This window comes from Comamonas sp. (assembly GCF_036666375.1).
In the GTDB taxonomy this organism is placed as follows: Bacteria; Pseudomonadota; Gammaproteobacteria; order Burkholderiales; family Burkholderiaceae_C; genus Comamonas.
Map to the genome: position 1 here is coordinate 1 of NZ_JAVWWA010000096.1, position 21,519 is coordinate 21,519.

General features: G+C 68.3%; 16 protein-coding genes and 1 pseudogene. 11 read left to right on the plus strand and 6 right to left on the minus strand.

Going from position 1 to position 21,519, the window contains the following annotated elements:
- Nucleotides 1-169 precede the first annotated feature (169 nt).
- The 3 genes from RR928_RS19320 (at nucleotide 170) to RR928_RS19330 (ending at nucleotide 4,638) form a co-directional block, all read left to right on the plus strand.
- The gene (locus RR928_RS19320; protein WP_332548016.1) at nucleotides 170-871 is read left to right on the plus strand and encodes an RNA polymerase sigma factor; all 702 of its coding nucleotides are present in this window, start codon (nucleotides 170-172) and stop codon (nucleotides 869-871) included.
- Nucleotides 868-1,908, plus strand: coding sequence for a FecR family protein (locus tag RR928_RS19325; RefSeq protein ID WP_332683817.1), 1,041 nt, complete (start codon nucleotides 868-870; stop codon nucleotides 1,906-1,908). The genes RR928_RS19320 and RR928_RS19325 overlap by 4 nt, the downstream gene beginning before the upstream one ends.
- Before the next feature lie 219 nt (nucleotides 1,909-2,127).
- Nucleotides 2,128-4,638 carry a TonB-dependent siderophore receptor gene (locus RR928_RS19330; protein ID WP_332683819.1) on the plus strand — a complete coding sequence of 837 codons (2,511 nt, stop codon included), beginning with the start codon at nucleotides 2,128-2,130 and terminating at the stop codon, nucleotides 4,636-4,638.
- Between the two features lie 67 nt (nucleotides 4,639-4,705).
- Here RR928_RS19330 and RR928_RS19335 read toward each other — a convergent pair whose 3' ends face one another.
- Nucleotides 4,706-5,224, minus strand: coding sequence for a MarR family winged helix-turn-helix transcriptional regulator (locus tag RR928_RS19335; RefSeq protein WP_332535732.1), 519 nt, complete (start codon nucleotides 5,222-5,224; stop codon nucleotides 4,706-4,708).
- A gap of 138 nt (nucleotides 5,225-5,362) precedes the next feature.
- On the opposite strand from RR928_RS19335, the gene badH reads away from it, so the two are divergent.
- The 6 genes from badH (at nucleotide 5,363) to RR928_RS19365 (ending at nucleotide 13,423) form a co-directional block, all read left to right on the plus strand.
- Entirely contained in the window at nucleotides 5,363-6,130 is a 768-nt protein-coding gene (badH, locus tag RR928_RS19340) for a 2-hydroxycyclohexanecarboxyl-CoA dehydrogenase (RefSeq protein ID WP_332535726.1), read from the plus strand.
- 31 nt (nucleotides 6,131-6,161) lie between these two features.
- Nucleotides 6,162-6,944: a 2-ketocyclohexanecarboxyl-CoA hydrolase gene (gene badI, locus RR928_RS19345; protein ID WP_332548013.1), complete on the plus strand. Its 783-nt coding sequence runs from the start codon at nucleotides 6,162-6,164 to the stop codon at nucleotides 6,942-6,944.
- 21 nt (nucleotides 6,945-6,965) lie between these two features.
- Nucleotides 6,966-8,117, plus strand: coding sequence for a cyclohexanecarboxyl-CoA dehydrogenase (gene aliB, locus RR928_RS19350; RefSeq protein ID WP_332683820.1), 1,152 nt, complete (start codon nucleotides 6,966-6,968; stop codon nucleotides 8,115-8,117).
- Between the two features lie 27 nt (nucleotides 8,118-8,144).
- A complete protein-coding gene (gene aliA / locus RR928_RS19355) occupies nucleotides 8,145-9,788 on the plus strand; it encodes a cyclohexanecarboxylate-CoA ligase (protein ID WP_332683821.1) in 1,644 nt (547 codons plus the stop codon).
- Between the two features lie 40 nt (nucleotides 9,789-9,828).
- Complete coding sequence (locus RR928_RS19360) at nucleotides 9,829-10,818, plus strand: Bug family tripartite tricarboxylate transporter substrate binding protein (RefSeq protein ID WP_332535719.1); 990 nt, start codon at nucleotides 9,829-9,831, stop codon at nucleotides 10,816-10,818.
- A 76-nt stretch (nucleotides 10,819-10,894) separates the two neighbouring features.
- A complete protein-coding gene (locus RR928_RS19365) occupies nucleotides 10,895-13,423 on the plus strand; it encodes a mechanosensitive ion channel family protein (RefSeq protein ID WP_332535717.1) in 2,529 nt (842 codons plus the stop codon).
- Here RR928_RS19365 and RR928_RS19370 read toward each other — a convergent pair.
- A complete protein-coding gene (locus RR928_RS19370) occupies nucleotides 13,356-13,712 on the minus strand; it encodes a response regulator (RefSeq protein WP_332535716.1) in 357 nt (118 codons plus the stop codon). The genes RR928_RS19365 and RR928_RS19370 overlap by 68 nt on opposite strands.
- A gap of 68 nt (nucleotides 13,713-13,780) precedes the next feature.
- Here RR928_RS19370 and RR928_RS19375 point away from each other — a divergent pair, with 68 nt between their 5' ends.
- Nucleotides 13,781-15,682, plus strand: coding sequence for a PAS domain-containing hybrid sensor histidine kinase/response regulator (locus RR928_RS19375; protein ID WP_332535714.1), 1,902 nt, complete (start codon nucleotides 13,781-13,783; stop codon nucleotides 15,680-15,682).
- A gap of 24 nt (nucleotides 15,683-15,706) precedes the next feature.
- Here RR928_RS19375 and RR928_RS19380 read toward each other — a convergent pair whose 3' ends face one another.
- Complete coding sequence (locus tag RR928_RS19380) at nucleotides 15,707-16,720, minus strand: tripartite tricarboxylate transporter substrate binding protein (protein WP_332535712.1); 1,014 nt, start codon at nucleotides 16,718-16,720, stop codon at nucleotides 15,707-15,709.
- Between the two features lie 155 nt (nucleotides 16,721-16,875).
- Here RR928_RS19380 and RR928_RS19385 point away from each other — a divergent pair, with 155 nt between their 5' ends.
- Nucleotides 16,876-19,092, plus strand: a complete 2,217-nt coding sequence (locus RR928_RS19385) for a rhodanese-like domain-containing protein (protein ID WP_332535710.1) — start codon at nucleotides 16,876-16,878, stop codon at nucleotides 19,090-19,092.
- A 352-nt stretch (nucleotides 19,093-19,444) separates the two neighbouring features.
- On the opposite strand, the gene metC is transcribed toward RR928_RS19385, so the two are convergent.
- From metC to RR928_RS19400, 3 genes and pseudogenes are all read right to left on the minus strand, one after another.
- Nucleotides 19,445-20,668 carry a cystathionine beta-lyase gene (metC, locus tag RR928_RS19390; protein ID WP_332683823.1) on the minus strand — a complete coding sequence of 408 codons (1,224 nt, stop codon included), beginning with the start codon at nucleotides 20,666-20,668 and terminating at the stop codon, nucleotides 19,445-19,447.
- Nucleotides 20,665-21,288 carry a cysteine dioxygenase family protein gene (locus RR928_RS19395; RefSeq protein ID WP_332548010.1) on the minus strand — a complete coding sequence of 208 codons (624 nt, stop codon included), beginning with the start codon at nucleotides 21,286-21,288 and terminating at the stop codon, nucleotides 20,665-20,667. Before RR928_RS19395 ends, metC begins: the two co-directional genes overlap by 4 nt.
- A gap of 21 nt (nucleotides 21,289-21,309) precedes the next feature.
- Nucleotides 21,310-21,519 (minus strand): annotated as a pseudogene (locus RR928_RS19400) (amino acid ABC transporter ATP-binding protein); the annotation flags it as partial.

The window sequence follows — 21,519 nt, forward strand, 5'->3', positions numbered from 1 at the left end:
ATGGATGAGAACTATTCTCAGTACAATCGCATACGATTTAATGTTGCCGCTCGACGGGCGCACGCGCATACGCCCATGGGCGGCTGTGGCGCGCATTGCCACTTCGCAGCGGCGGCCATTCCATGCACGCCGTGCCTTACCGCCTTTCCTTTCCATCCAAGCGCCAGCCTTGCAGCCCTGGGGCCGCAGCTGCGTGCCTGCGCGCCAGGCCTGCAAGCTGATGCAGCGCGACCTGCATTCAAAGGACAGCGCGCTGGTGGAGCCGGCCGATGCGGCGGGCGGCCAGCTTGCCAGCCTTTATCTGCGCTGGCGCATTCCGGTGATGCGCATGCTGCGCCGCCACTTCGGCACCTCGGCGGAAGTCGAGGACGCGGCGCAGGAAGTGTTTGTGCGCGTTGCGGCCACGGGCAAGGTGCTGCGCCCCGAGGAGGAGCAGCCCTATCTGCGCCAGACGCTGCGCAGCGTGGCCGCGCGCGACTGGCACAAGAGCGCGCAGTCGCAGGGCTTGCAAGCCGTGGCCCATGAAGACTGCGAGGATGAACTCCAGGCGGCGCACGGCGATGACAGCGCCGCGCAGCGCCAACGGCTCACGCGACTGCACCAGGCGGTGCAGGAACTGCCCCAGCGCCAGCGCCAGGCCTTTGTGCTGCACCGCATCGAGGGCTGTACGGTGCAGGACACCGCGGATCAGATGGGCATTTCCCTGCGCATGACCGTGAAGCATCTGGCGCGCGCCCTGGCCTACTGCGAGACGCGTGTGCTGTACGCCAGTGCCGAGCAGATGCAGCGCCTGCAGGCCATGCAGGCCTCGCTGGCCGAAGAAGATGACGCGGAACGCGCCGGTTCACGCGCGCAGGGCGAGACACCATGAGCGCCAGTCCGAGTCCATCCCTGCTGCAGGCGCTGACGCCGGAGCAGTTGCTGGCACTGAACCATTGCGCGGGCGACTGGCATGTGCGGCGCCAGCAGCCGGGCTGGTCCAGCGCCGACGAGCGCGCGCTCGACGCCTGGCTGGCCGAGCATGCAAGCCATGGCGAGGCGCTGGAGCGTGTCGGCCGGGCATGGCGCGAGGCCGCGCAGCTCAAGGCCATGTTCCCGGCTGCGTACGGGGGCGCTGCTGCTGCGCCCGCTGCCGCGGCGCCGCCGCAGCGCCGGCGCGTACGGCCGGGCTGGCTGCGCGGCCCGGCGCTGGCGTCGGCCTGTGCGCTGGCCCTGGCGGCCGTGGTCGGCTATGGATGGCATCGCTGGGACAACACCTCGGCCTATGCGGTCGATGTCGCCACCGGACCGGGCGAGCTGCGCAGCCTGGTGCTGCCCGACGGCTCCAAGGTGGCGCTCAATGCCAACAGCCATCTGCAGGTGCGCTACTTCCCGCGCCGGCGCGAGACCGTGCTGGCCAGGGGCGAAGCTTTTTTCCAGGTGGCGCCGGCCGCGGCCAGGCCGTTCACCGTTGCCAGCGCCAGCCACCAGGTGCGCGTTGTCGGCACGGCGTTCAATGTGCGCAGCGGACCGCCCGAGTTCGTGGTCCAGGTGCAGGAGGGCCGGGTCGAAGTGCGCTCGAGCGCGGATGCGGGTGCCGCGGTGCTTGCCATGGGGCCGGGAACCGGGCTTGCCGTTGACACCGCCAGCGGACGCCGACGCGAGTCGGCCGTCCCTGTGGACACCATTGCGGAATGGACCAGCGGCCAGATCTATTTCAAGCGCCAGCCGCTGGCGCAGGTGGCGCAGGAGCTGTCGCGTCATCTTGATCAGCCCGTCGAGGTGCAGGGCGCGGCGCTGCAGTCGCTGCCCATCTCAGGTTTCCTGGCGCTCAGGGATCCGGAGCAATTTCTGCTGGCCTTGCCCAGCGTAGCGGAGCTGCGGGTTCAGCGACGCGCCGAAGGTGGTTGGCTGATCAGTCGACGCTGAGATACATATAGTTTCACATTGGCGGGTTCCATGAATGAGGCCTTTGGTGCTTCTACATGACAGGGGTGCGGAGTTTTCCGTGCTCCATGCGCTGCCAGCCACGGAAATGAAGCCTGCTGCTTTCTGATTCCCAGCCAACGGCCCTACACCAGCGGAAGAACCGGCCTTTGCGCGCCGGTCTGCCGCCGTCAACAGGCAGGAATTCAGGAGATGCAGGTCATGCACCAAGGTCAGTCGAGGGAGTGGAGTGGGAAGAAGGAGCGCGCGGACGCCGCCGCATTGCGGCCGAACATGCTGGCGCTGATGGTGTCCATGGCCGTGATGGCTGCTGCGCCCACGGCGGTGAGGGCGCAGGTGGCTGCGGCCCAGGAGGCGCGGCTGTCGTTTGATCTGACGGCCCAGCCGCTGCTCAGCGCGCTGCGGGCGTTTGGCCGCCAGACGCAGCTGCAGGTGCTGTTTGACGACGCGCTGGTCGAAGGGCGTCAGGCCGCGGCCGTGAGCGGCAGCCTGTCGCCGCGCGATGCGCTGGCGCGGCTGCTGTCGGGCACGGGCCTGGTGGCGGTGAGCACCCAGCCCGGGACGTTCACGCTGCGGCCGCAGCCGGGCGCGAACGCGGCGGCAACCATGGCGGCCGTGACCGTGACGGCCCAGTCCATGCGCGGCGGCGCGACCGAAGGCACGGGCAGCTATATTCCGGCCGGCCCCAGCACCACGGCCACGCCGCTGGGGCTGACGCAGCGCGAGACGCCGCAGTCGGTGAGCGTGATCACCAGCCAGCGCATGGAAGACCAGGGCCTGACGACGATACAGCAGACGCTGGCGCAGGTGCCGGGGGTGCAGACCAATACGCTGGGCACCGAGCTGGGCGGCGCCAGCGCGCGCGGCTATGCATTCAAGAACTACCAGTTCGATGGCGTGAACACTTTTGTCGAGGTGCTGGGCGGCGGGGCCGTGCCTTCGTCCACCGTGGCCGACATGGCGTTCTACGACCGCATCGAGGTGCTGCGCGGCGCCTCGGGCCTGGTCACCGGCGTGGGCCACCCATCGGGCACGATCAACATGGTGCGCAAGAAGCCCACGGCCGAATTCCAGGGCTCGGCCGAGGCGGGCCTGGGCTCCTGGGGCGACAAGCGCGGCGTGATCGATCTCTCGGGCCCGCTCAACGCCGCCGGCAGCCTGCGCGGGCGACTGGTTGCGGCCGGCCAGGACGGCGAAAGCCATATCGACAATTACGGCCGCAGGAAGGCCCAGATCTACGGCGTCATCGAGGCCGACCTGACCAGCAGCACGCGCGTGACGGCCGGGCTGGAACACGAGCGCACCAAGGTCAGGGGCCAGGGTTCGTATGTCGGCTTTCCGCTGTGGTTCAAGGACGGCACGCGCACCGATCTGCCGGTGTCGTTCACCGGCGCGAGCCGCGACAACCGGCTGGACCTGGAGTCGACCAAGGCTTTTGCCACGCTGGAGCAGCAGCTGGGCGGCGACTGGAAGCTCAAGCTTTCGGCCAGCCACGCGCGCTCGTCGCATCGGGAAGAGCGCACAGCACTGAACTCCGACAGCACCTTCTATGACACCGCAGGCAACGGCGTGACCCTAGGATCCGCCCGGCGCGTGGGCGACATAGAGCACAGCAACGTGGATGTGAATCTGAGCGGTTCCTTCCCGCTGCTGGGGCGCCAGCACGAACTGGTGCTGGGCGCGGCCTATGAGGACTACGACCAGCTGATGCTGTCACATCCCGACATCAGCGGCCTGCGCGGCAGCGCCGCCAATCTGTTCACCTGGGACAGGTCCGGCGCGGGCATCTTCGGTCCGGCCAATGTGAACTCGCAGTACGACATGCGCCAGGCCAGCCTCTACGGCGCGGCGCGCTTCCAGGTGAGCGACAAGCTCAAGCTGATCGCGGGCACGCGCATTCTCTCGCACGACTACCAGCTGAATGAAACCTGGACGGGCGGCAGCTATCTGACCCGGACCTCGGAAGACGGCGTGTTCACGCCGTATGCGGGTGCGGTCTACGACATCAACCAGGACCACGCGGTCTACGCCAGCTACACCACCATCTATCAGCCGCAATCGGCGCGCGACCGCAACGGCGCGGTGCTCGATCCCACCGAAGGCGCGAACTATGAAATGGGCCTCAAGAGTGCCTGGCTAGGCGGGCGGCTGAACACCGCGCTGGCGCTCTATCAGATCCGCCAGGACAATGCCGCCGAAAGCGATCCCGGCTACTTCGTTCCCGGTACCGAGAACACCGGGGCTTCGCGCGCGGTCAAGGGCGTCAAGACCCAGGGGCTGGATCTGGAGGTCTTCGGAGCGCTGGCGCGTGACTGGAATGTCTCCGCTTCCTGGACCTACAGCGAGAGCAAGAAAGCCGATGGCACGCTGACCAATACGACCTTTGCGCGCAACATGGTCAAGCTGTGGACCACCTACCGCCTGCCCGGCGAGTGGAGCCGCCTCACGCTGGGCGGCGGCGTCAACTGGCGCAGCAAGACCTACTCCACGGTCACCCCCTGGCAGCTCGGACGCGCGCTGTACTGGGAACAGAAGTCCTTTGCCGTCGCCAGCCTGATGGCGCGCTACGAGTTCTCGCCGCAGCTGTCGGCGACGCTCAACGTCAACAACCTGTTTGACAAGAAGTACATTGCCTCGGTGTCGGACTGGTGGAACTCGGGCAACTACGGCACGCCGCGCAGCGTGGCGTTGAACGTCAAATACCGCTTCTGACGATTTCGCGGTGCCAGGGCGGGCGGCCCGGCACCGCAGCGCGGCCATCAACGCCAATGGCCGCGCCTCAGGTCTCTTCCTGCGCCTCGTTCCCGCCTCCTACCCACTGGGCATCGAGGCGCTGCATGTTGTCCACCATCTTCAGCAGGTAATGCAGCGTGTGCGTGACGTCGTTGATCGAGAAGTCGCCGAGCACGTCCTCGTAGTACGCCATGATTTTCGGCTGGGCCAGCACATGCCAGACATGCTGGCCCGACGCCGTCATCGAGACCAGGCGTGAGCGCCGGTCGCGGCCATCGGGGGTCACGGCGACATGGCCGTCGCGCTCCATGCGGCTGATCAGGCCGGACAGGTTCTGGCGGCTCACCATCAGGTATTTGGCCAGGTCGCCAATGCTCATCCCGCCCTGCGCCTTCTCGCGCGACAGCGCGCCCAGCACCGCCCATTGCTGCGTCGTCAGCCCTTCCGCCTCCACTGCGCGGGAGCCGGTTTTATGCAACATGTTTGCGCATTGATAGAGGCGAAAGAACAACCTGTTGGCAAGTTCCAGCTTGGTGGAGAGGGGTTCTTTGCTAGGGTTAACCACGGCGATCACCCATAAGAATGCGCTTGCGGCGGCAAACGCCAGTATTTAGAATTTGCGTAAACATATTGACCTAATTTGATTTGGCTTGTGCGGAATCATCGGTCAACCCGGCAACCCTGGCAACCCATAGGAGATGCAATGCAGCGATTTGAAAACAAGACCGTCGTGGTGACGGGCGGGGGCGGCGGCATAGGCGGCGCGACATCGCGGCGCTTCGGCCTGGAAGGCGCGCGCGTCGCGGTCTTCGATCTGAATCTGGCGGCCGCCGAGCAGGTCGCGGCGCAGATCCGTGCAGAGGGCGCGACGGCGCTGGCGCTGCTGTGCGACATCACGGACCGCGCCAGCGTCGACGCCGCCGTGGCCGCGACCGAAGCGGCGCTGGGGCCGATCGACGTGCTGGTCAACAACGCGGGCTGGGACGTGTTCAAGCCGTTCACCAGGACCGAGCCCGCGCAGTGGGACAAGCTGATCGCCATCAATCTGGTCGGCGCGCTGCACCTGCACCACGCGGTGCTGCCCGGCATGGCGGCGCGCAAGGCGGGACGCATCGTCAACATCGCCTCCGACGCGGCGCGCGTCGGGTCGTCGGGCGAGGCGGTCTATGCGGCCTGCAAGGGCGGGCTGGTGGCCTTCTCCAAGACGATTGCGCGCGAGCATGCGCGCCACGGCATCACGGTCAACGTGGTCTGCCCAGGCCCCACCGACACCGCGCTGTTTGCCGACTACAAGGAAGGCGCGGGCAACCCCGAGAAGCTGATGGAGGCGTTCACGCGCTCGATTCCGCTGGGCCGCATAGGCCAGCCCGCGGACCTGCCCGGCGCCATCGTGTTCTTCGCCAGCGACGACGCGGCCTTCATCACCGGCCAGGTGCTGAGCGTGTCCGGCGGCCTGACCATGAACGGCTGATTTCGTTGCAACCCCGAACTGGAGAGACACCATGAACTTCGAAGACATCCTGTACGAGGTGCGCAACGGCGTGGCCTGGATCACCATCAACCGGCCCGAGAAGATGAACGCGTTTCGCGGCCAGACCTGCGACGAGATCATCCGCGCGCTGAACAAGGCCGGCTACGACAAGGAAGTGGGCGCGATCGTGCTGGCCGGTGCGGGCGAGAAGGCGTTCTGCACGGGCGGCGACCAGTCGGCGCACAACGGCAACTACGACGGCCGCGGCACCATAGGCCTGCCGATGGAGGAACTGCACACCGCGATCCGCGACGTGCCCAAACCGGTGATCGCGCGCGTGCAGGGCTATGCGATTGGCGGCGGCAACGTGCTGTGCACCATCTGCGATCTGACGATTGCATCCGAGAAGGCCATCTTCGGCCAGGTCGGACCGAAGATGGGCTCGGTCGATCCGGGCTACGGCACGGCGTTCCTGGCGCGCGTGGTGGGCGAGAAGAAGGCGCGCGAGATCTGGTATCTGAACCGCCGCTACAGCGGCGCCGAGGCCGTGGCCATGGGCCTGGCCAACGTGGTGGTGCCGCACGAGCAGCTTGACGCCGAAGTGCAGAAGTGGGCCGAGGAGATCTGCGAGCGCAGCCCCACGGCAATTGCCATTGCCAAGCGCAGCTTCAACGCCGACACCGCGCACCAGAGCGGCATCGCGGGCCTGGGCATGTATGCGCTCAAGCTGTACTACGACACCGAGGAGTCGCGCGAAGGCGTCAATGCGCTGACCGAAAAGCGCAAGCCCGACTTCCGCAAGTACGCCAAGTAGCCCGCGCGCGGAGGACACAGCATGAACCCCTATATCGACGAAGACCTGCGCACGCTGGCCGAACATGCGCGCCGCTTTGCCGCGGGCCGCGTGGCGCCGGGCTTTCTGGAGCGCGACCAGACCCGGGTGCTTGACCGCGCGCTGATGGGCGAGATGGGCGAGATGGGCTTCATCGCGCCCGAGCTGCCCGAAGCCGTCGGCGGCCAGGGCCTGGGATGCCTGGCGGCCGGCGTGATCCACGAGGAAATCGCGCGCGCCGACCTGAGCCTGAGCTATATCAACCTGCTGGCCTCGCTCAACGGCCAGATCCTCGCCGAACACGGCCGGCCCGAAGTCGCCGGGCCCTGGCTCGCGAAGCTGACGCGCGGGCAGGCGCTGTTCGCGATCGCGCTGACCGAGCCGCGCGGCGGCTCAGACGCGGCCAATCTGCGCCTGCGCGTCGAGCGCGTCGGCAGCGAATACGTGCTCAACGGCGAGAAGACTTCGATCTCGGCTGCCGACCAGGCCGATGCCGCGGTGGTGTTCGGGCGCACGGGCACGGTGGACTCGGGCGCGCATGGCGTCACCGCGCTGCTGGTGCCCATGGACGCGCCCGGCGTCACGCGCAACCGCTTCGACTGCCATGGCCAGCGCGCCATTGGCCGCGGCTCGCTGTTCTTCGAGAACGTGCGCATTCCCGTCGACCATAGGCTGGGCGACGAGAACCAGGGCTTCGTGCAGGTGATGCAGGGCTTTGACTTCTCGCGCGCGCTGATCGGTCTGCAGGTGCTGGCCGTGGCGCGCGTGGCGCTGGACGAAACCTGGGAGTACGTGGCGCAGCGCGAGGCCTTCGGCAAGCCGCTGTCGGCGTTCCAGGGCGTGTCGCACCCGCTGGCCGATTTCGACACCCAGGTGGAGGCCGCGCGCCTGCTGTGCCTGCAGACGCTGTGGCTCAAGGACCGGCAGCTGCCGCACACCGCCGAGGCCGCGATGTGCAAGTGGTGGGCGCCCAAGCTGGCCTACGACGCCATCCACCAGTGCCTGCTGATGTTCGGCCACGGCGGTTACGACCGCGGGCCGATGGAGCAGCGGCTGCGCGATGTGCTGGGCTTTCAGATAGGCGACGGCACGGCCCAGATCATGAAGACCATCGTCGCGCGCACCCGCGCCGGACGCCAGGCCGTTCCGGCCTGAACGCAGCGCACAACAAGGAGACAAAACATGGAATTCGACGCCGTACTCCTGCCCGCGCGCCGCGCGCGCATGGTGGCCCAGGGCCTGTGGCATGACCGCACCATCAACGACGATCTCGATGCCTGCGTCGCGGTCTGCCCCGACAAGCTGGCGCTCACGGCGCTGCAGGTCGAGAGCGGGGCGCTGCAGCGCTTCACCTACCGCGAGATGGCGCGCATGGCCGACCGCATTGCCGTCGGGCTGTCGCGGCTGGGCGTGGGCCGCAACGATGTCGTCGCCTGCCAGCTGCCCAACTGGTGGCAGTTCACGCTGACGTATCTCGCCTGCTCGCGCATAGGTGCGGTGATGAATCCGCTGATGCATATCTTTCGCGAGCGCGAGCTGTCTTTCATGCTGCAGCACGGTGAGGCCAAGGTGCTGATCGCGCCCAGGACGTTTCGCGGCTTCGACTTCGAGGCCATGGCGGCCGGCCTGCAGCCGCAGCTTCCCGGCCTGGAGCATGTCGTGCTGGTCGGCGGCGCAGGCGCCAACAGCTTCGAGGCGCTGCTCAGCGGGCCCGAATGGGAGAACGCGCCCGATGCACGCGAGATCCTCACGCGCAGCCGGCCCGGGCCCGACGATGTGACCCAGCTGATCTACACCTCGGGAACGACAGGCGAGCCCAAGGGCGTGATGCATTCGGCCAACAGCGTGATGGCCAACATCATTCCCTACGCCCGGCGCCTGCAGCTGGGCGCGGACGACGTGGTGCTGATGGCCTCGCCGATGGCGCATCAGACAGGCTTCATGTACGGGCTGATGATGCCCATCATGCTGCGCGCCAGCGTGGTGCTGCAGGACATCTGGGAGCCCAGGCAGGCGATCGCGCTGGTGCGCCAGGAGGGCGCGACGTTCACCATGGCGTCTACGCCGTTTCTCACCGACCTGGCGCGTACCGTGGCCGAGACCGGCGAGGGCCTGCCCACGCTGCGCACCTTCCTGTGCGCGGGCGCGCCGATTCCCGGGCCGCTGGTGGAGCAGGCGCGCGCCGCACTCGGCGCCAAGGTGGTCTCGGCCTGGGGCATGACCGAGAACGGCGCGGTGACGCTCACGCGGCTCGATGACAGCGACGAGCGCTCGTTCAACACCGACGGCTGCCCGCTGCCCGGCGTGGAGATCAAGGTGGTCGACGTCGACGGCCAGGACCTTGCCGTGGGCGAGGCCGGCCGGCTGCTGCTGCGCGCCTGCTCCAATTTCGGCGGCTATCTGCGCCGCCCGCACCTCAACGCCACCGATGCCGAGGACTGGCTGGACACCGGCGACCTGGGCTATCTCGACGCCCGCGGCTATCTGCGCATCACGGGCCGCAGCAAGGACGTGATCATCCGCGGCGGCGAGAACATTCCGGTGGTGGAAATCGAGTCGCTGCTGTACCGCCACCCGGCGATCGCCATGGCGGCCATCGTCGCCTACCCCGACGAACGCCTGGGCGAGCGCGCCTGCGCGGTGGTCGTGCCCAAGCCCGGCCAGAGCATCGATCTGCGCGCCATCCAGGACTTCCTCAAGGCGCAGAAGGTCGCGATCCAGTACATCCCCGAACGGCTGATCGTGCGCGACGCGATTCCGTCTACGCCCTCCGGAAAGATTCAGAAATTCAAGCTGCGCGAGATGCTGCTGGCCGATCCGGCCTGAACCCCCCCGGCCAATTCCCACCACCATGACGGAGACAACGATGAGCTTTCCCCTGAGAAAAACCGCGCTGCGCCGCTGCGCGCTGGCCGCCCTGTCTCTGTGCGCTGCGGGGGCGCTGCAGGCGCAGAGCGCCGCGCCCTGGCCGACCAAGACAATACGCATCGTCGTGGGCTTTGCGCCGGGCGGCAGCACCGACGTGATGGCGCGCATTCTGGCGCAGTCCATGGGCGAGTCGCTGGGCCAGGCGGTGATCATCGAGAACAAGCCCGGTGCGAGCGGCAACATCGCGGCCGCCGAAGTGGTGCGCGCCGCGCCCGACGGCTACGCTTTCCTGATCGCGCCGACTTCGGTGGAGACCGCCAATCCCTCGCTGTTCAAGTCCAGCCTGCTGCCGTCGCGCGACCTCACGCCCGTGGGCGGCGTGGGCCGCACGCAGATGTACCTCGTGGCCAAGCCGCAGATGGATGTCAAGGACGCGCGCGGACTGGTTGCGCTCGCCAGGGCGCAGCCCGGCAAGCTGTCCTATGCGTCGGCCGGCACGGGCACGCCGCCGCACCTGGCCTGCGAGCTTTTCAAGCTGGCCACGGGCACTTACGTCACGCATGTGCCCTACCGCGGCGCGGCGCCGGCGCTGCTTGACGTGGTCTCGGGCCAGGCCGACTTCGTCTGCGATCCCGGCATCGCGTTTCCGCATATCCGCAGCCACAAGGTCAAGCTGCTGGGCGTGGTCAGCTCCAAGCGCTCGCCGTTCTTTCCCGAGGTGCCCACCATCGCCGAGCAGGGCTTTGCGGGCGCGGACCTCGATATCTGGTTTGGCATGTGGGCGCCCAACGGCACGCCGGCCGAAGTCATCGCGCGCATGAACCGCGAACTCGCCAAGGCGCTGGCGCTGCCGGTCACCAAGGCACGCTATGCCGATCTCGGCGCCGAGCCGGTGGCGCTGGCTACGCCCGAGTTCAAGGCGCTGCTGGTCAACGAAGGCAAGCTGCTGTCGGCCTTGATCAAGGAGCAGAAGATCGTCGTCGATTGAGTGCCAGGCAACGCTGGCGGCAGCGTGATGGCAACAGGGCTTGCCAAGAACCCTGCATTGCTCCGACCATAGCGGAATGCAACGTTACGCTCTTTCGCTTTACGCCTTTGCCCTGGCCGCCTTCATGGCACTGGCGTGCACGCTGGCCCAGGCCCAGCAGGCGGGCGCCCCGGCGCCGCCCGCCGCGGTCCAGCCGATCGCGCTGCAGGACATCCTGGCGCGCGCCGATGACGATCAGCAGCGCGTCGAGCAGGCCAAGCGCCTGCTGGCCGCGCCCGACCCGCTGCTGCATCTGCAAAAGCAGCTCGGCGAGATCGCCGCGCCGGTCGATGCCAAACTGCACAACGCCGCCGGCGTTGCCTTGCGCGAGCTGCCCGTCATGCGCCTGGAAAGCCTGGCGCGGCACTGGCAGTTCGACATCCGCCGTCATGAGCGCTGGGAAGCCGAGGCGCGCCGGGCGTTTGCGCCTTATGGCGACAGCGCGCTCTATCTGGCACAGCGCCGCGCGGCCTGGTCGGCGACGCGCGCCCAGGGCCTGCTGGAAGGCCTGCCGGCGGTGCTGGCCGAGCGCGTGGAGGGCATGCTCAGTGGCATCGATGCCGCCGAGGCCGCGCTGGGCGCGGCGCTGTCGCGCCAGTTCGCACTGCTGCAGCAAGCCAGCGAACTCAAGGCGCGCATCGATGCCGGCGGCAACGATGTGGCCGCCGCCATCGCCGAGATCGACCGCGGGCTGCTGCGCAAGGACGCGCCGGCGCTGTGGCAGGGATTGGAGCGGGCGGATGCGGCAGCGCCGTCTCCGCAGCTGCAGATGGATCGCGGGCTGGAGATAGAGCGGCAGTTCGCCATCGACTACAACGCCGCGGACACCGGAAATCAGCGCGCGCTGCAGGCAGTGCAGTTGCTGCTGCTGCCCGTCATCGTCTGGCTGGTGGTGCGCAGCCGGCATGCGCTGCCGGCGGCCGATGCCGCGCGCAGCGCAGCGTCGGCCGCCACGCTGGCACTGCGCCGCCCGCTGTCGGCCTGGCTGCTGCTGTCTTTGCTGGCGGTGCTGGCCTTCGAAGCCGATGCGCCGCTGCTGGTGCAGGAGTTTGTGCTGCTGCTGGCGCTGGTGCCTGCGCTGCGCCTGCTGCCCGCGGGCGCGCTGCGCGCGCTCGGTGCCTGGCCCTATGTGGCCGTGGTGCTGTACGTGCTGGACCGCGTGGGCGTGGCCGTGCCCGTCGACAAGGGCTGGTACCGCCTGTACCTGCTGGGGCTCAACGCGCTGGCGCTGGGGCTGACGGTCTGGCTGCTGCGCCGCAGCGCGCGCCAGTCGCCGGTGCCAGCAGGGGCCGGCCTGCGCCTGCGCGAGACCGTGCGCACCGTGGCCTGGGCCGTGCTGGGCCTGCTGGCGGTTGCGGCCATCGCCAACGTCGTGGGCAATGTGTCGCTGGCCGAAACGCTGACCAGCGGCGTGATCGACAGCGGCTACATGGCGCTGCTGCTGTATGCGGGCGTGAACGCCTGCCTGGGCCTGCTGCGCGCCTTGTTCGGCCAGCCCGAGCTGGTCCACCGGCGGCTGGTGCGCGAGCATGGCGCGCTGGTGCAGACCGCCTGCACGCGACTGCTGCTGCTGGCCGCGGGCATCGGCTGGCTGATCTACAGCATGGACCGGTTCCGCGTGCTGCGCCCCTTGCATGACGCGAGCACCAACGTGCTGGCGCTCGGCATCAGCGCGGGGGAAGTGTCCATTCACCTGGGCGATGTGCTGACGTTCGCGTTCTCCGCCTGGCTCGCGCTGTGGGCCGCGCGTGCCGTGCGCCGCCTGCTGCGCGACGAGCTTCCGGGCCGTGCGGGCCTGCCGCGCGGCGCGGGCAACAGCATTGCCTCGCTGAGCTATTACGGCGTGCTGCTGGTGGGGCTGCTGATTGCGCTGTCGGCCGCGGGCTTCAAGGTCAGCCAGCTGACGCTGGTGTTCGGCGCGCTGGGCGTGGGCATAGGCTTCGGACTGCAGAACGTGGTCAACAACTTTGTCTCGGGCCTGGTGCTGATGTTCGAGCGGCCCATACAGCCCGGCGATGTGGTGGACGTGGCCGGCATTTCGGGCACGGTGCGCGGCATAGGTTTGCGCGCCACCGTGATCCGCACGTTCGAAGGCGCGGACGTGGTCGTGCCGAACGGGCAGCTGCTCAACGGCAATCTGAGCAACTGGACGATGTATGACCGCAACCGGCGCGTGGAAGTGCCGGTCAGCGTGGCCTATGGCAGCGATGTCGGCCGGGTTGTCGCCTTGCTGCAGGCCGCGGCTGCCCAGACACCGGGCGTCGCCGAGACACCGGCGCCCGTGGTCGCGATGACGGGCTATGGCGACAGCGGGCTCAACTTCTCGGTGCGTGTCTGGACCCATGACCAGGACGGCTGGGTCGTGCTGCGCAGCGATCTGCTGGCGCGCATGCTCATGGCACTGGACGCCGCAGGGATTACAATTCCTTACAATCGACTGGATGTCACGCTGCGCTCTGCAATGCCGCCGGTGGAGGCCGAGACCGGCGAGAGGACGATCAGGCCGGGAACAGCTTCTGTATCTGTTCCAGCGTCACCGGCTTCTGGAAATAGTGGTCCACGGTGACGAAGGTCTCGCGCACGCGCGGGTCGTCGGGGGGGGATCCGGTGACCGCGACCAGGATCACGTCGTCGCCGAATTGTTCGCGGAACTGGCGCGCGAGTTCGAGGCCGTCCATGCCGGCCATGGTGATGTCGAGCATGACGCAATGCGGCCTGTCGGTTTGCGCCCGCGCCAGGGCATCTTCGCCGCCATAAAAAGGCCGGGCATGATGGCCCATGAGACCCAGCAGCGTGGCAAGCGAGTCCGCGGCATCCCTCGAGTCGTCGACGACGTAGACTGTCAACTGGTCCACAATATTCCTTCACGTGCGTGATCCGCCATTGTGCCTGTTTGGCGCCGGCAAACATACTCGGTAAACCCATGGACAAGCAAGAAAACCACGCTGCCGCGAGCGCGGATCGTTTCCGTCTGCTGGTCGAATCCGTTCAGGACTACGCGATCTTCATGCTCGACCCTGCGGGAATCGTGCTGTCCTGGAACGCGGGTGCAGTCCGGCTCAAGGGGTATTGCGCCGACGAGGTCATAGGCCGGCATTTCTCGATCTTCTACCCCGAGCCCGCAAAGCAGAAAATGTGGCCCGACCATGAACTGCGGCTTGCGGCGCAGCACGGCACCTACGAAGAGGAAGGCTGGCGCGTGCGCAAGGACGGCAACATGTTCTGGGCGAACGTGGTGATCACCGCGCTGCGCGATCCCGACGGCAGCTTGACCGGTTTCGGCAAGGTCACGCGCGACCTGACCGAGCGGCGCCTGCAGGAGGAGGCGCTGCGCCAGAGCGAGGAGCGCTTCCGGCTGCTGATCGAGGGCGTGCGCGACTATGCAATCTACATGCTGGACCCGCTGGGCAAGATCCAGAGCTGGAACAGCGGCGCGCAACTCATCAAGGGCTATACCGCGCAGGAGGTCATAGGCAAGCACTACAGCATGTTCTTTCGCAGCGAGGACGTGGCTGCGGGGCTGCCGGCCAAGGAGCTGCACGACGCGCTGCTGCAGGGCCGCACCGAGGAAGAGGGCTGGCGCGTGCGCAAGGACGGCTCGGCGTTCTGGGCCAACATCGTCATTGCGCCCATACGCGGTGCCGACGGCGACCATCTGGGATTTGCCAAGGTGACGCGCGACATGACCGAACGCCGCCGGTTGAGCGATCTCGAGCATTCGTCGCGCCAGATGAATGAATTCCTCGCGATGCTCGCGCACGAGCTGCGCAATCCGCTGGCGCCGATACGCAACGCGGTGTCCATCCTGCAGCTCGAGCCCGCGCCCAGCGCGACGGTGCGCAACAGCCGCGACATGATTGACCGCCAACTCACACAGCTCACGCGGCTGGTCGACGATCTGCTGGACGCCGGGCGCCTGACCAGCGGCAAGATACGCATCAAGCCCGAGCGGGTGTCGTTCAACCAGATCGTGGCGCGCGCCGTCGAGGCCGCGCGGCCCGGCATGGATGCGCGCACGCATGCCTTCAGGCTGGTCGTTCCGGCCGAGGATGTCTGGGTCAATGCCGATGCGATGCGGCTGGTGCAGGTGCTGCAGAACCTGCTGAGCAATGCCTCGAAGTTCACGCCTGCGGGCGGAGCGATCACGCTGTCGGCGCGCGTCGCGCAGGGGCGGCTGCATGTGGACGTCGCGGACAATGGCGAAGGCATTTCGCCGGCCGCGATGGAAAGCATCTTCGAGCTGTTCTCGCAGGGCGATGGCCTGGCCGCGTCGCGCCAGTCGGGCTTGGGCATAGGCCTGTCGCTGGCGCGCTCGCTGATCGAAATGCATGGCGGCTCTATCCGGGCGACCAGCGCGGGCGCGGGCCAGGGCAGTACTTTCAGTTTCGAGCTGCCGGGCGCGCAGATCCGCACGGCCGGGGCCGAGGGTGAGAGCTGTGACGATCGCGGTATTCAGGCGGCGCGCGTGCTCGTGGTCGACGACAACCGCGACGCGGCCGACAGCCTGGCCGAAATCCTGCGCCTGCTCGGCTACCGCGTGCGCACCGCCTATGACGGCCGCAGCGCGCTGGAAGCCGCGGTCCAGGACAAGCCCGGCGCGGTGTTCCTGGACATCGCCATGCCCGAGATGGACGGTCCTGCCGTGCTGCGCGCACTGCGTGCGCTGCCCGGCGGCAAGGCGATGTTCGCCGCCGCGGTGACCGGCTATGGCGTGGAGGACGAACGCGCCGACCGGCCCGATCTGGCGGCCTTCGATGCGCACCTGCTCAAGCCGGTGGCGCTGGCCGATCTGCAGCAATTGCTGGCCAATGTGCGGCTGGCGTGAACCGCGGCGCGGCCTAGTGGGGCTTTAGCGAATCGCCAGGCCCGCGGTCTTGATGGCCTGGGCGTAGCGCGGCTGCTCGGTCTGCAGGCTCTTTGCAAGATCGGCCGAAGAGCCGCCCGCGACCTTGAATCCCTGGCTTTCCAGCTGGGCGCGCACTTCGGGCAACTGCAGCACCTGGTTGATGTCGCGGTTGATCTTCTGCACGATGGCCGCCGGCGTGCCGGCCGGCGCGAAGTAGCCCTGCCAGCTTTCGACCGAGAAGTTCGGCAATTGCGCGGCTTCGGCCACGGTGGGCACATTGGGCAGAGCGGGCGAGCGGTAGCTGGTGGTCACGGCCAGCGCGCGCAGCTTGCCGGCGCGCACGTATTCGGTGACCGCGGCCAGCGTGATCAGCGTCGCGTTGGCATGGCCGGCGAGCACATCGACGGCCGCCGGGCCGCCGCCGGGATAGGGAATGTAGTTGACCTTGGCGCCGGTCTCCTGGGCCAGGATTTCATGCGCCACATGCGCGATGCCGCCATTGCCCGGCAGCGCCAGGCTGATGCTTTCGGGCTGGGCCTTGGCGCGCGCCAGGTAGTCGGCCAGGGTGTTGATGCCGGTTCCCGGGTTCACGACCAGCACCTGCGGGTTGACCACGGCCTTGACGATGGGCGAGAAGCTGCGCGCGGTGTCGTAGGGCAGGTCGCGGAAAAGTATGCTGTTGAGCATCAGGCCTTCGCCCTGCTGCAGCAGCGTGTAGCCGTCAGGCGCGGCCTTGGCGACCTTGCCTGCGCCAATGGTGCCGCTGGCGCCCGCGACGTTCTCGACAATCACCGTCTGGCCCCAGAGCACCGACAGGCGTTCGCCCAGCGTGCGCGTGAGCTTGTCGGCGCTGCCACCCGGCGCCACCGGAACGATGATGCGCACCGGCTTGTTGGGAAAAGTGCTGGACTTGTCGGTGGCCGCGTGCAGCGAAGACACATACAGCGCGCCGCCGCCGGCGGCGGACAGTGCGATGGCCGACGCCAGGGTGCGCAGGAAGAAACGTTTGGTGGTCATGGGTCGGCTCGCTCGGCGGGAAAGAAGGAATGGCTCGAATCTAGGGGCCGGGCGGCGGCGCGTGAACGAAGCTTTTCAGCTAACGATCTGCGGTTTTCTTCGTTGGCCAGGCGCGCGCGGCTGCGTACCGTGGGGGCAATTTCCCGGAGACCCCCATGACACAGACCCATGTTTCCCTCGACTTCAGCGGCAGCGATATCGCCAGCCGCCGCACCGCTGCCGTGGCGGACTTCATTGCCCAGGCGCGCCGCCTGGTGCCCGACCCGGAGCGCGCCACGCCCGAGCAGCTGCGCGCCGTCGCCACGCTGCTCGAGCGCCTGGGCACGCAGCGCGAACTGTTTGCCGCAGAGCATTTCCCGGTGTCGGCGCAGAACCCGGCCCAGGTCTATCGCCTGAGCGAGGACGCGGCCGGCCGCTACGCGCTGTACCTGTCGACCGGCCTGCCGGGCAAGTCCCAGCCGCCGCACGACCACACGACCTGGGCCATCATTGCCGGCGTGTCGGGCAACGAGCGCAATGTGTTTTTCCGCCGCGACAAGACGCAGGACGCGACGCGCGACACCCTCACCGCCGAGCGCAGCGTCGATGTGTCCTCGGGCGTGTCCGTCGTGCTGTCGCCCACCGACGTGCACACCATCGAACTGATCGGCGACGAGCCCGGCCTGCACCTGCATTTCTACGGCCTGGCGATCGATCGCCTGCCCGGCCGCGTGGTGTTTGAAAGCCTCGAAGGCGGCAGCTTCCGCACCTTCGGCCCGCCCAAGTCCATTCGCCACCCCGTGGTCTCGCCCCAGGCGCTCAAGACCGCGCTGTTTGACGGCGAGGAGATCGCCGTGCTTGACGTGCGCGAGACCGGCGTGTTTGCCCACCGACATATCCTGTTCGCGGCGTCGGCGCCGCTGTGGCGGCTGGAGCTGGTGATAGACCGCCTGGTGCCGCGCCGCGGCACGCGCATCGTGCTGGTCGATGCCGACGAGTCGCTGTCGCACCAGGCCGCGGCCAAGCTCGCGCGCCTGGGCTGGCGCAATGTGTCGGTGCTCGAAGGCGGCACCGACGGCTGGGCCGCCGCGGGCTTTGAAATCTTCAGCGGCACCAACGTGCCCAGCAAGGCGTTTGGCGAAGTCATCGAACACGAGAAGCACACGCCCTGGATCACTTCCGACGAGCTGCAGCAGCGTGTGGAGCGCGGCGACAACATCGTTGTCGTCGACAGCCGCACGCCCGAGGAGTTCGCGGCGTTCAGCCTCCCGTTCGCGCTGAGCCTGCCGGGCGCCGAGCTGGTGTATCGCATAGGCGAGATCGCTCCCGACCCCGAGACTTTCGTGGTGGTGAACTGCGCCGGGCGCACGCGCAGCATCGTCGGCGCGCAGACGCTGATCGACGCCGGCATTCCCAACCGCGTGGCCTCGCTGCGCAACGGCACCATGGACTGGCTGCTCACCGGCCGCACGCTGGCCCATGGCCGCGGCGCGAGCTTTCCCGAGCCCGCGCCCGCCACGCTGGCCAAGGCGCGCGAACGCGCGGCCGACGTGGCGCAGCGCGCGGGCGTGCAGCGCATAGACGCGGCGGAACTCGCGCGTTTCGAAGGCGAGGCGCAGGAGCGCACGCTTTACCGCTTCGACGTGCGCACCGAGCAGGAATATGCAGCCGGCCATCTGCCGGGCTGGCGCTGGGCGCCGGGCGGCCAGCTGGTGCAGGCCACGGACGAATACGCGGCGGCGCGCGGCGCGCGCATCGTGCTGGCCGACTGGGACGGCGTGCGCGCGCTGACCACGGGCGCCTGGCTGGCCCAGCTGGGCGGCTACGAAGTCTTTCTGTACACGCCGCCGGCCCTGGCCGCGCTGGAAATCGGCGCCGAGCCGGTGCGCGTGCTGGCGCTGCATGCACCGGCCCCGCTGGTGTCGCCGCAGCAGGCCCAGGCGCAGCTGTTGGCCGGGACCGCCAGCGTGTTTGACATCGACCGCCGCGCGGCCTTCGAGAAAAAGCACATTGCGGGCGCACGTTTCGCGGTGCCCGATCGCCTCGAGGCGCTGGTCGCCGAGCTGCCGGCGGCGCAGACCGTGCTGCTGCATTCGCCCGATGGCGTGCTGGCACGCAGCGTCGCGGCCGAACTCGCGGCGCGCACCGGACGCGATGTGCGCGCGATCGCGGGCGGCACGCCGGCCTGGGTGGCCGCCGACCTGCCGCTGGCGCAGGGCGCCGAAGGCGTGCTGACCGGCGACGACGACCATTGGTACAGCCCTTATGCCCACCATGACCTGGAGCTGCGCAACGCGGGCTTCCAGCAGTACCTGGACTGGGAGCTGGGCCTGGTGGCGCAGCTGGAGCGCGAGGGAACGACGGGAATCCGCTTGCTGCCTGTGGCTGGCTGATGGGGGAACGCAGCGGCCGGGGGCGGCTGCTGCGACATGGCAGACAACAACGGCGCCTTTGGGCGCCGTTGTTGTTGGGGAGGAATGGGATGCTGGAGAGAGGGCAGCCCTTCACAAGATGCTCAATACGAATAGCTGGTTGCCGTTAGCCCTGAGCCTGTCGAAGGGCGTCTCCATCCTCGGCCAGTGCGCCCATTCATCCTTCGACGCGGCCGGCGAGGCAGGCTCAGGACGAACGGGATTCTTAGCCCATGCCTGACACTGTTTCCTTCAAACGCCTTGCGAGGGCTTTGCCTCACTACTGCGCTCAGGATGAACGGGATTTTGCGACCTTGCCTGCCTGTTGAAGGGCTTACGCCGCCGCCAGCTCCACGCCGCGCGCCACCCGCGCAAACGCCTGCTGCAGATCCGCAATCAGATCCTGCGGATCTTCGAGGCCCACATGCAGGCGCACGACGGGCTGGGTGCCGGTCCAGACACTGTGCTCGCGCAGGCGCTCGGGCGAGGCCACCAGCGCCAGGCTTTCGTAGCCGCCCCAGGACGCGCCAATGCCGAAGAAGCGCAGCGCGTCGATGAATTGCTCGCCGGCGCGCGCGTCCACGCCTTCTTCAAAGGCAAACGACACCAGGCCGTTGGCGCCGCTGAAGTCGCGTTGCCACAGCGCATGGCCGGGGTCGGAGGCCAGCGCGGGATAGAACACGCGGCTGACCTGGGACTGGCCCTGCAGCCATTCGGCGACCTGGGTCGCATGGCGTTGGTGCTGGGCCAGGCGCACGGGCAGCGTGCGCAGGCCGCGCAGCGCGAGATAGGCGTCGTCGGCGCCCACCGTCAGGCCCAGCGCTTCATGCGCCGTGGCAATCTTCGCGGAGAGCGCCGCGGAGTCGGTGACGACAATGCCCTGCATCACGTCCGAATGGCCCGAGATGTACTTGGTCGCGGCGTGAATGGAGAGGTTCGCGCCCAGCGCCAGCGGCTGGTAGAACCAGCCCGCGCCCCAGGTGTTGTCGGTCGCGACCGGAATGCCATGGGCGCGCGCCACCGCGGCCAGCGCGGGCAGGTCCAGCACTTCGTAGAGCAGCGAACTCGGCGACTCGAGATAGACCAGCTTGGTGCTGGGCCGGATCTTCGCCGCCAGATCGTCCTGCGATGGCGAGAAGTACTCGAGCGTGATGCCCAGGCGCTGCAGCAGCGAGTCGTCGACGCGGCGCACGGGCGAGTAGACGCTGTCGGCGACCAGCGCATGGTCGCCGGGCGACAGCAGCGCCACCAGCACCAGCGTGATCGCCGACAGGCCCGAAGGCGTGAGGAAAGCGCGCTGGCCGCCTTCAAGCGCGGTCACCGCGTCTTCCAGCGCGCGGTGGGTGTCGAGGCCGTGGCGGCCGTAGGTGGCCAGGCGCTCGCCCGCGGCGCGGCGGTGGTGCAGATCGGCATAGGCGGCGCTGCTTTCAAAGCGCACGGTGCTGGTGCGCACCACGGGAACGTTGACCGGGCCCGAGCCGCCGCGCAGATCGGGTGCGCCCGCATGCAGCAGGCGGGTGGAACGGCCCAGGCGTGAGGAGGAAGCGTCGTTGCTCATGCGGCGACCTTGCTGGGCTGGAACTGGGTGGCGTTGTAGTTGGTGATCGCGCCGGTCTCGGCATCGATGCCTATGCGGCCGGTCAGGCGTTCCAGCGGCTTGCCGTAGAGGTGAAAGTGCAGCGTGGGCGAGTCGCCGACGACATGGATGCTGTGCACGTCGTCGGGCAGGAACGCAATCGACGCGCCGGGCTGCACCGTGAATTCGCGCGCCAGGTGGATCTTGGCCTGCGTGGGGTTGCTGCGGTCGTCGCTACGGTCGTAGAGGCGGTTCACTTCCTGGCCTTCGACGGCGACGATCACCGCCCAGGTGGTGTGGTTGTGCGGCTGCGTGGTCTTGCCCGGCAGGATGGAGTTCAGGTACAGCGCCAGGCCTTCGTCGCCGTCGTCGGCGTTGAGGCGGTAGCGCGTCGACGCGCCCACGCCCTGGCCGCTTTCCGGCGGCGGGAAGTCGGCGCGCGTGAACAGTTCGCGCTGCGCGGCCAGCGCTTCGAGCCGCGCGGTGATGGCGGCCAGCGCGGCGCGGTCGGGAGCGCCTTCGGCAACCAGTTGGCGCACATCGGCAAGCGTGGCGGCAACCGCGGCGCGGCGCTGTTCGGACAGGGAGGAAGTGGTGCTCATGGGGTCCTCTTGGAGTGGGAATTACAGGGCGAAGCGCAATTGGTTGAAGCGCAGCGCCGCGGTGGGCGGCGCGGGGCGCGCGCGCTGGCCTTCGCCCAGGGCGCGCTGCAGGAACTGGCGCGTGCGCTCGCTGCGCGGCGCGCCGAAGATCTGGGCCACGGGGCCGTGCTCGACGATGCTGCCGGCTTCGGTGAAATAGACCTGGTCGCTGATCTCCTCGGCAAAGCGCAT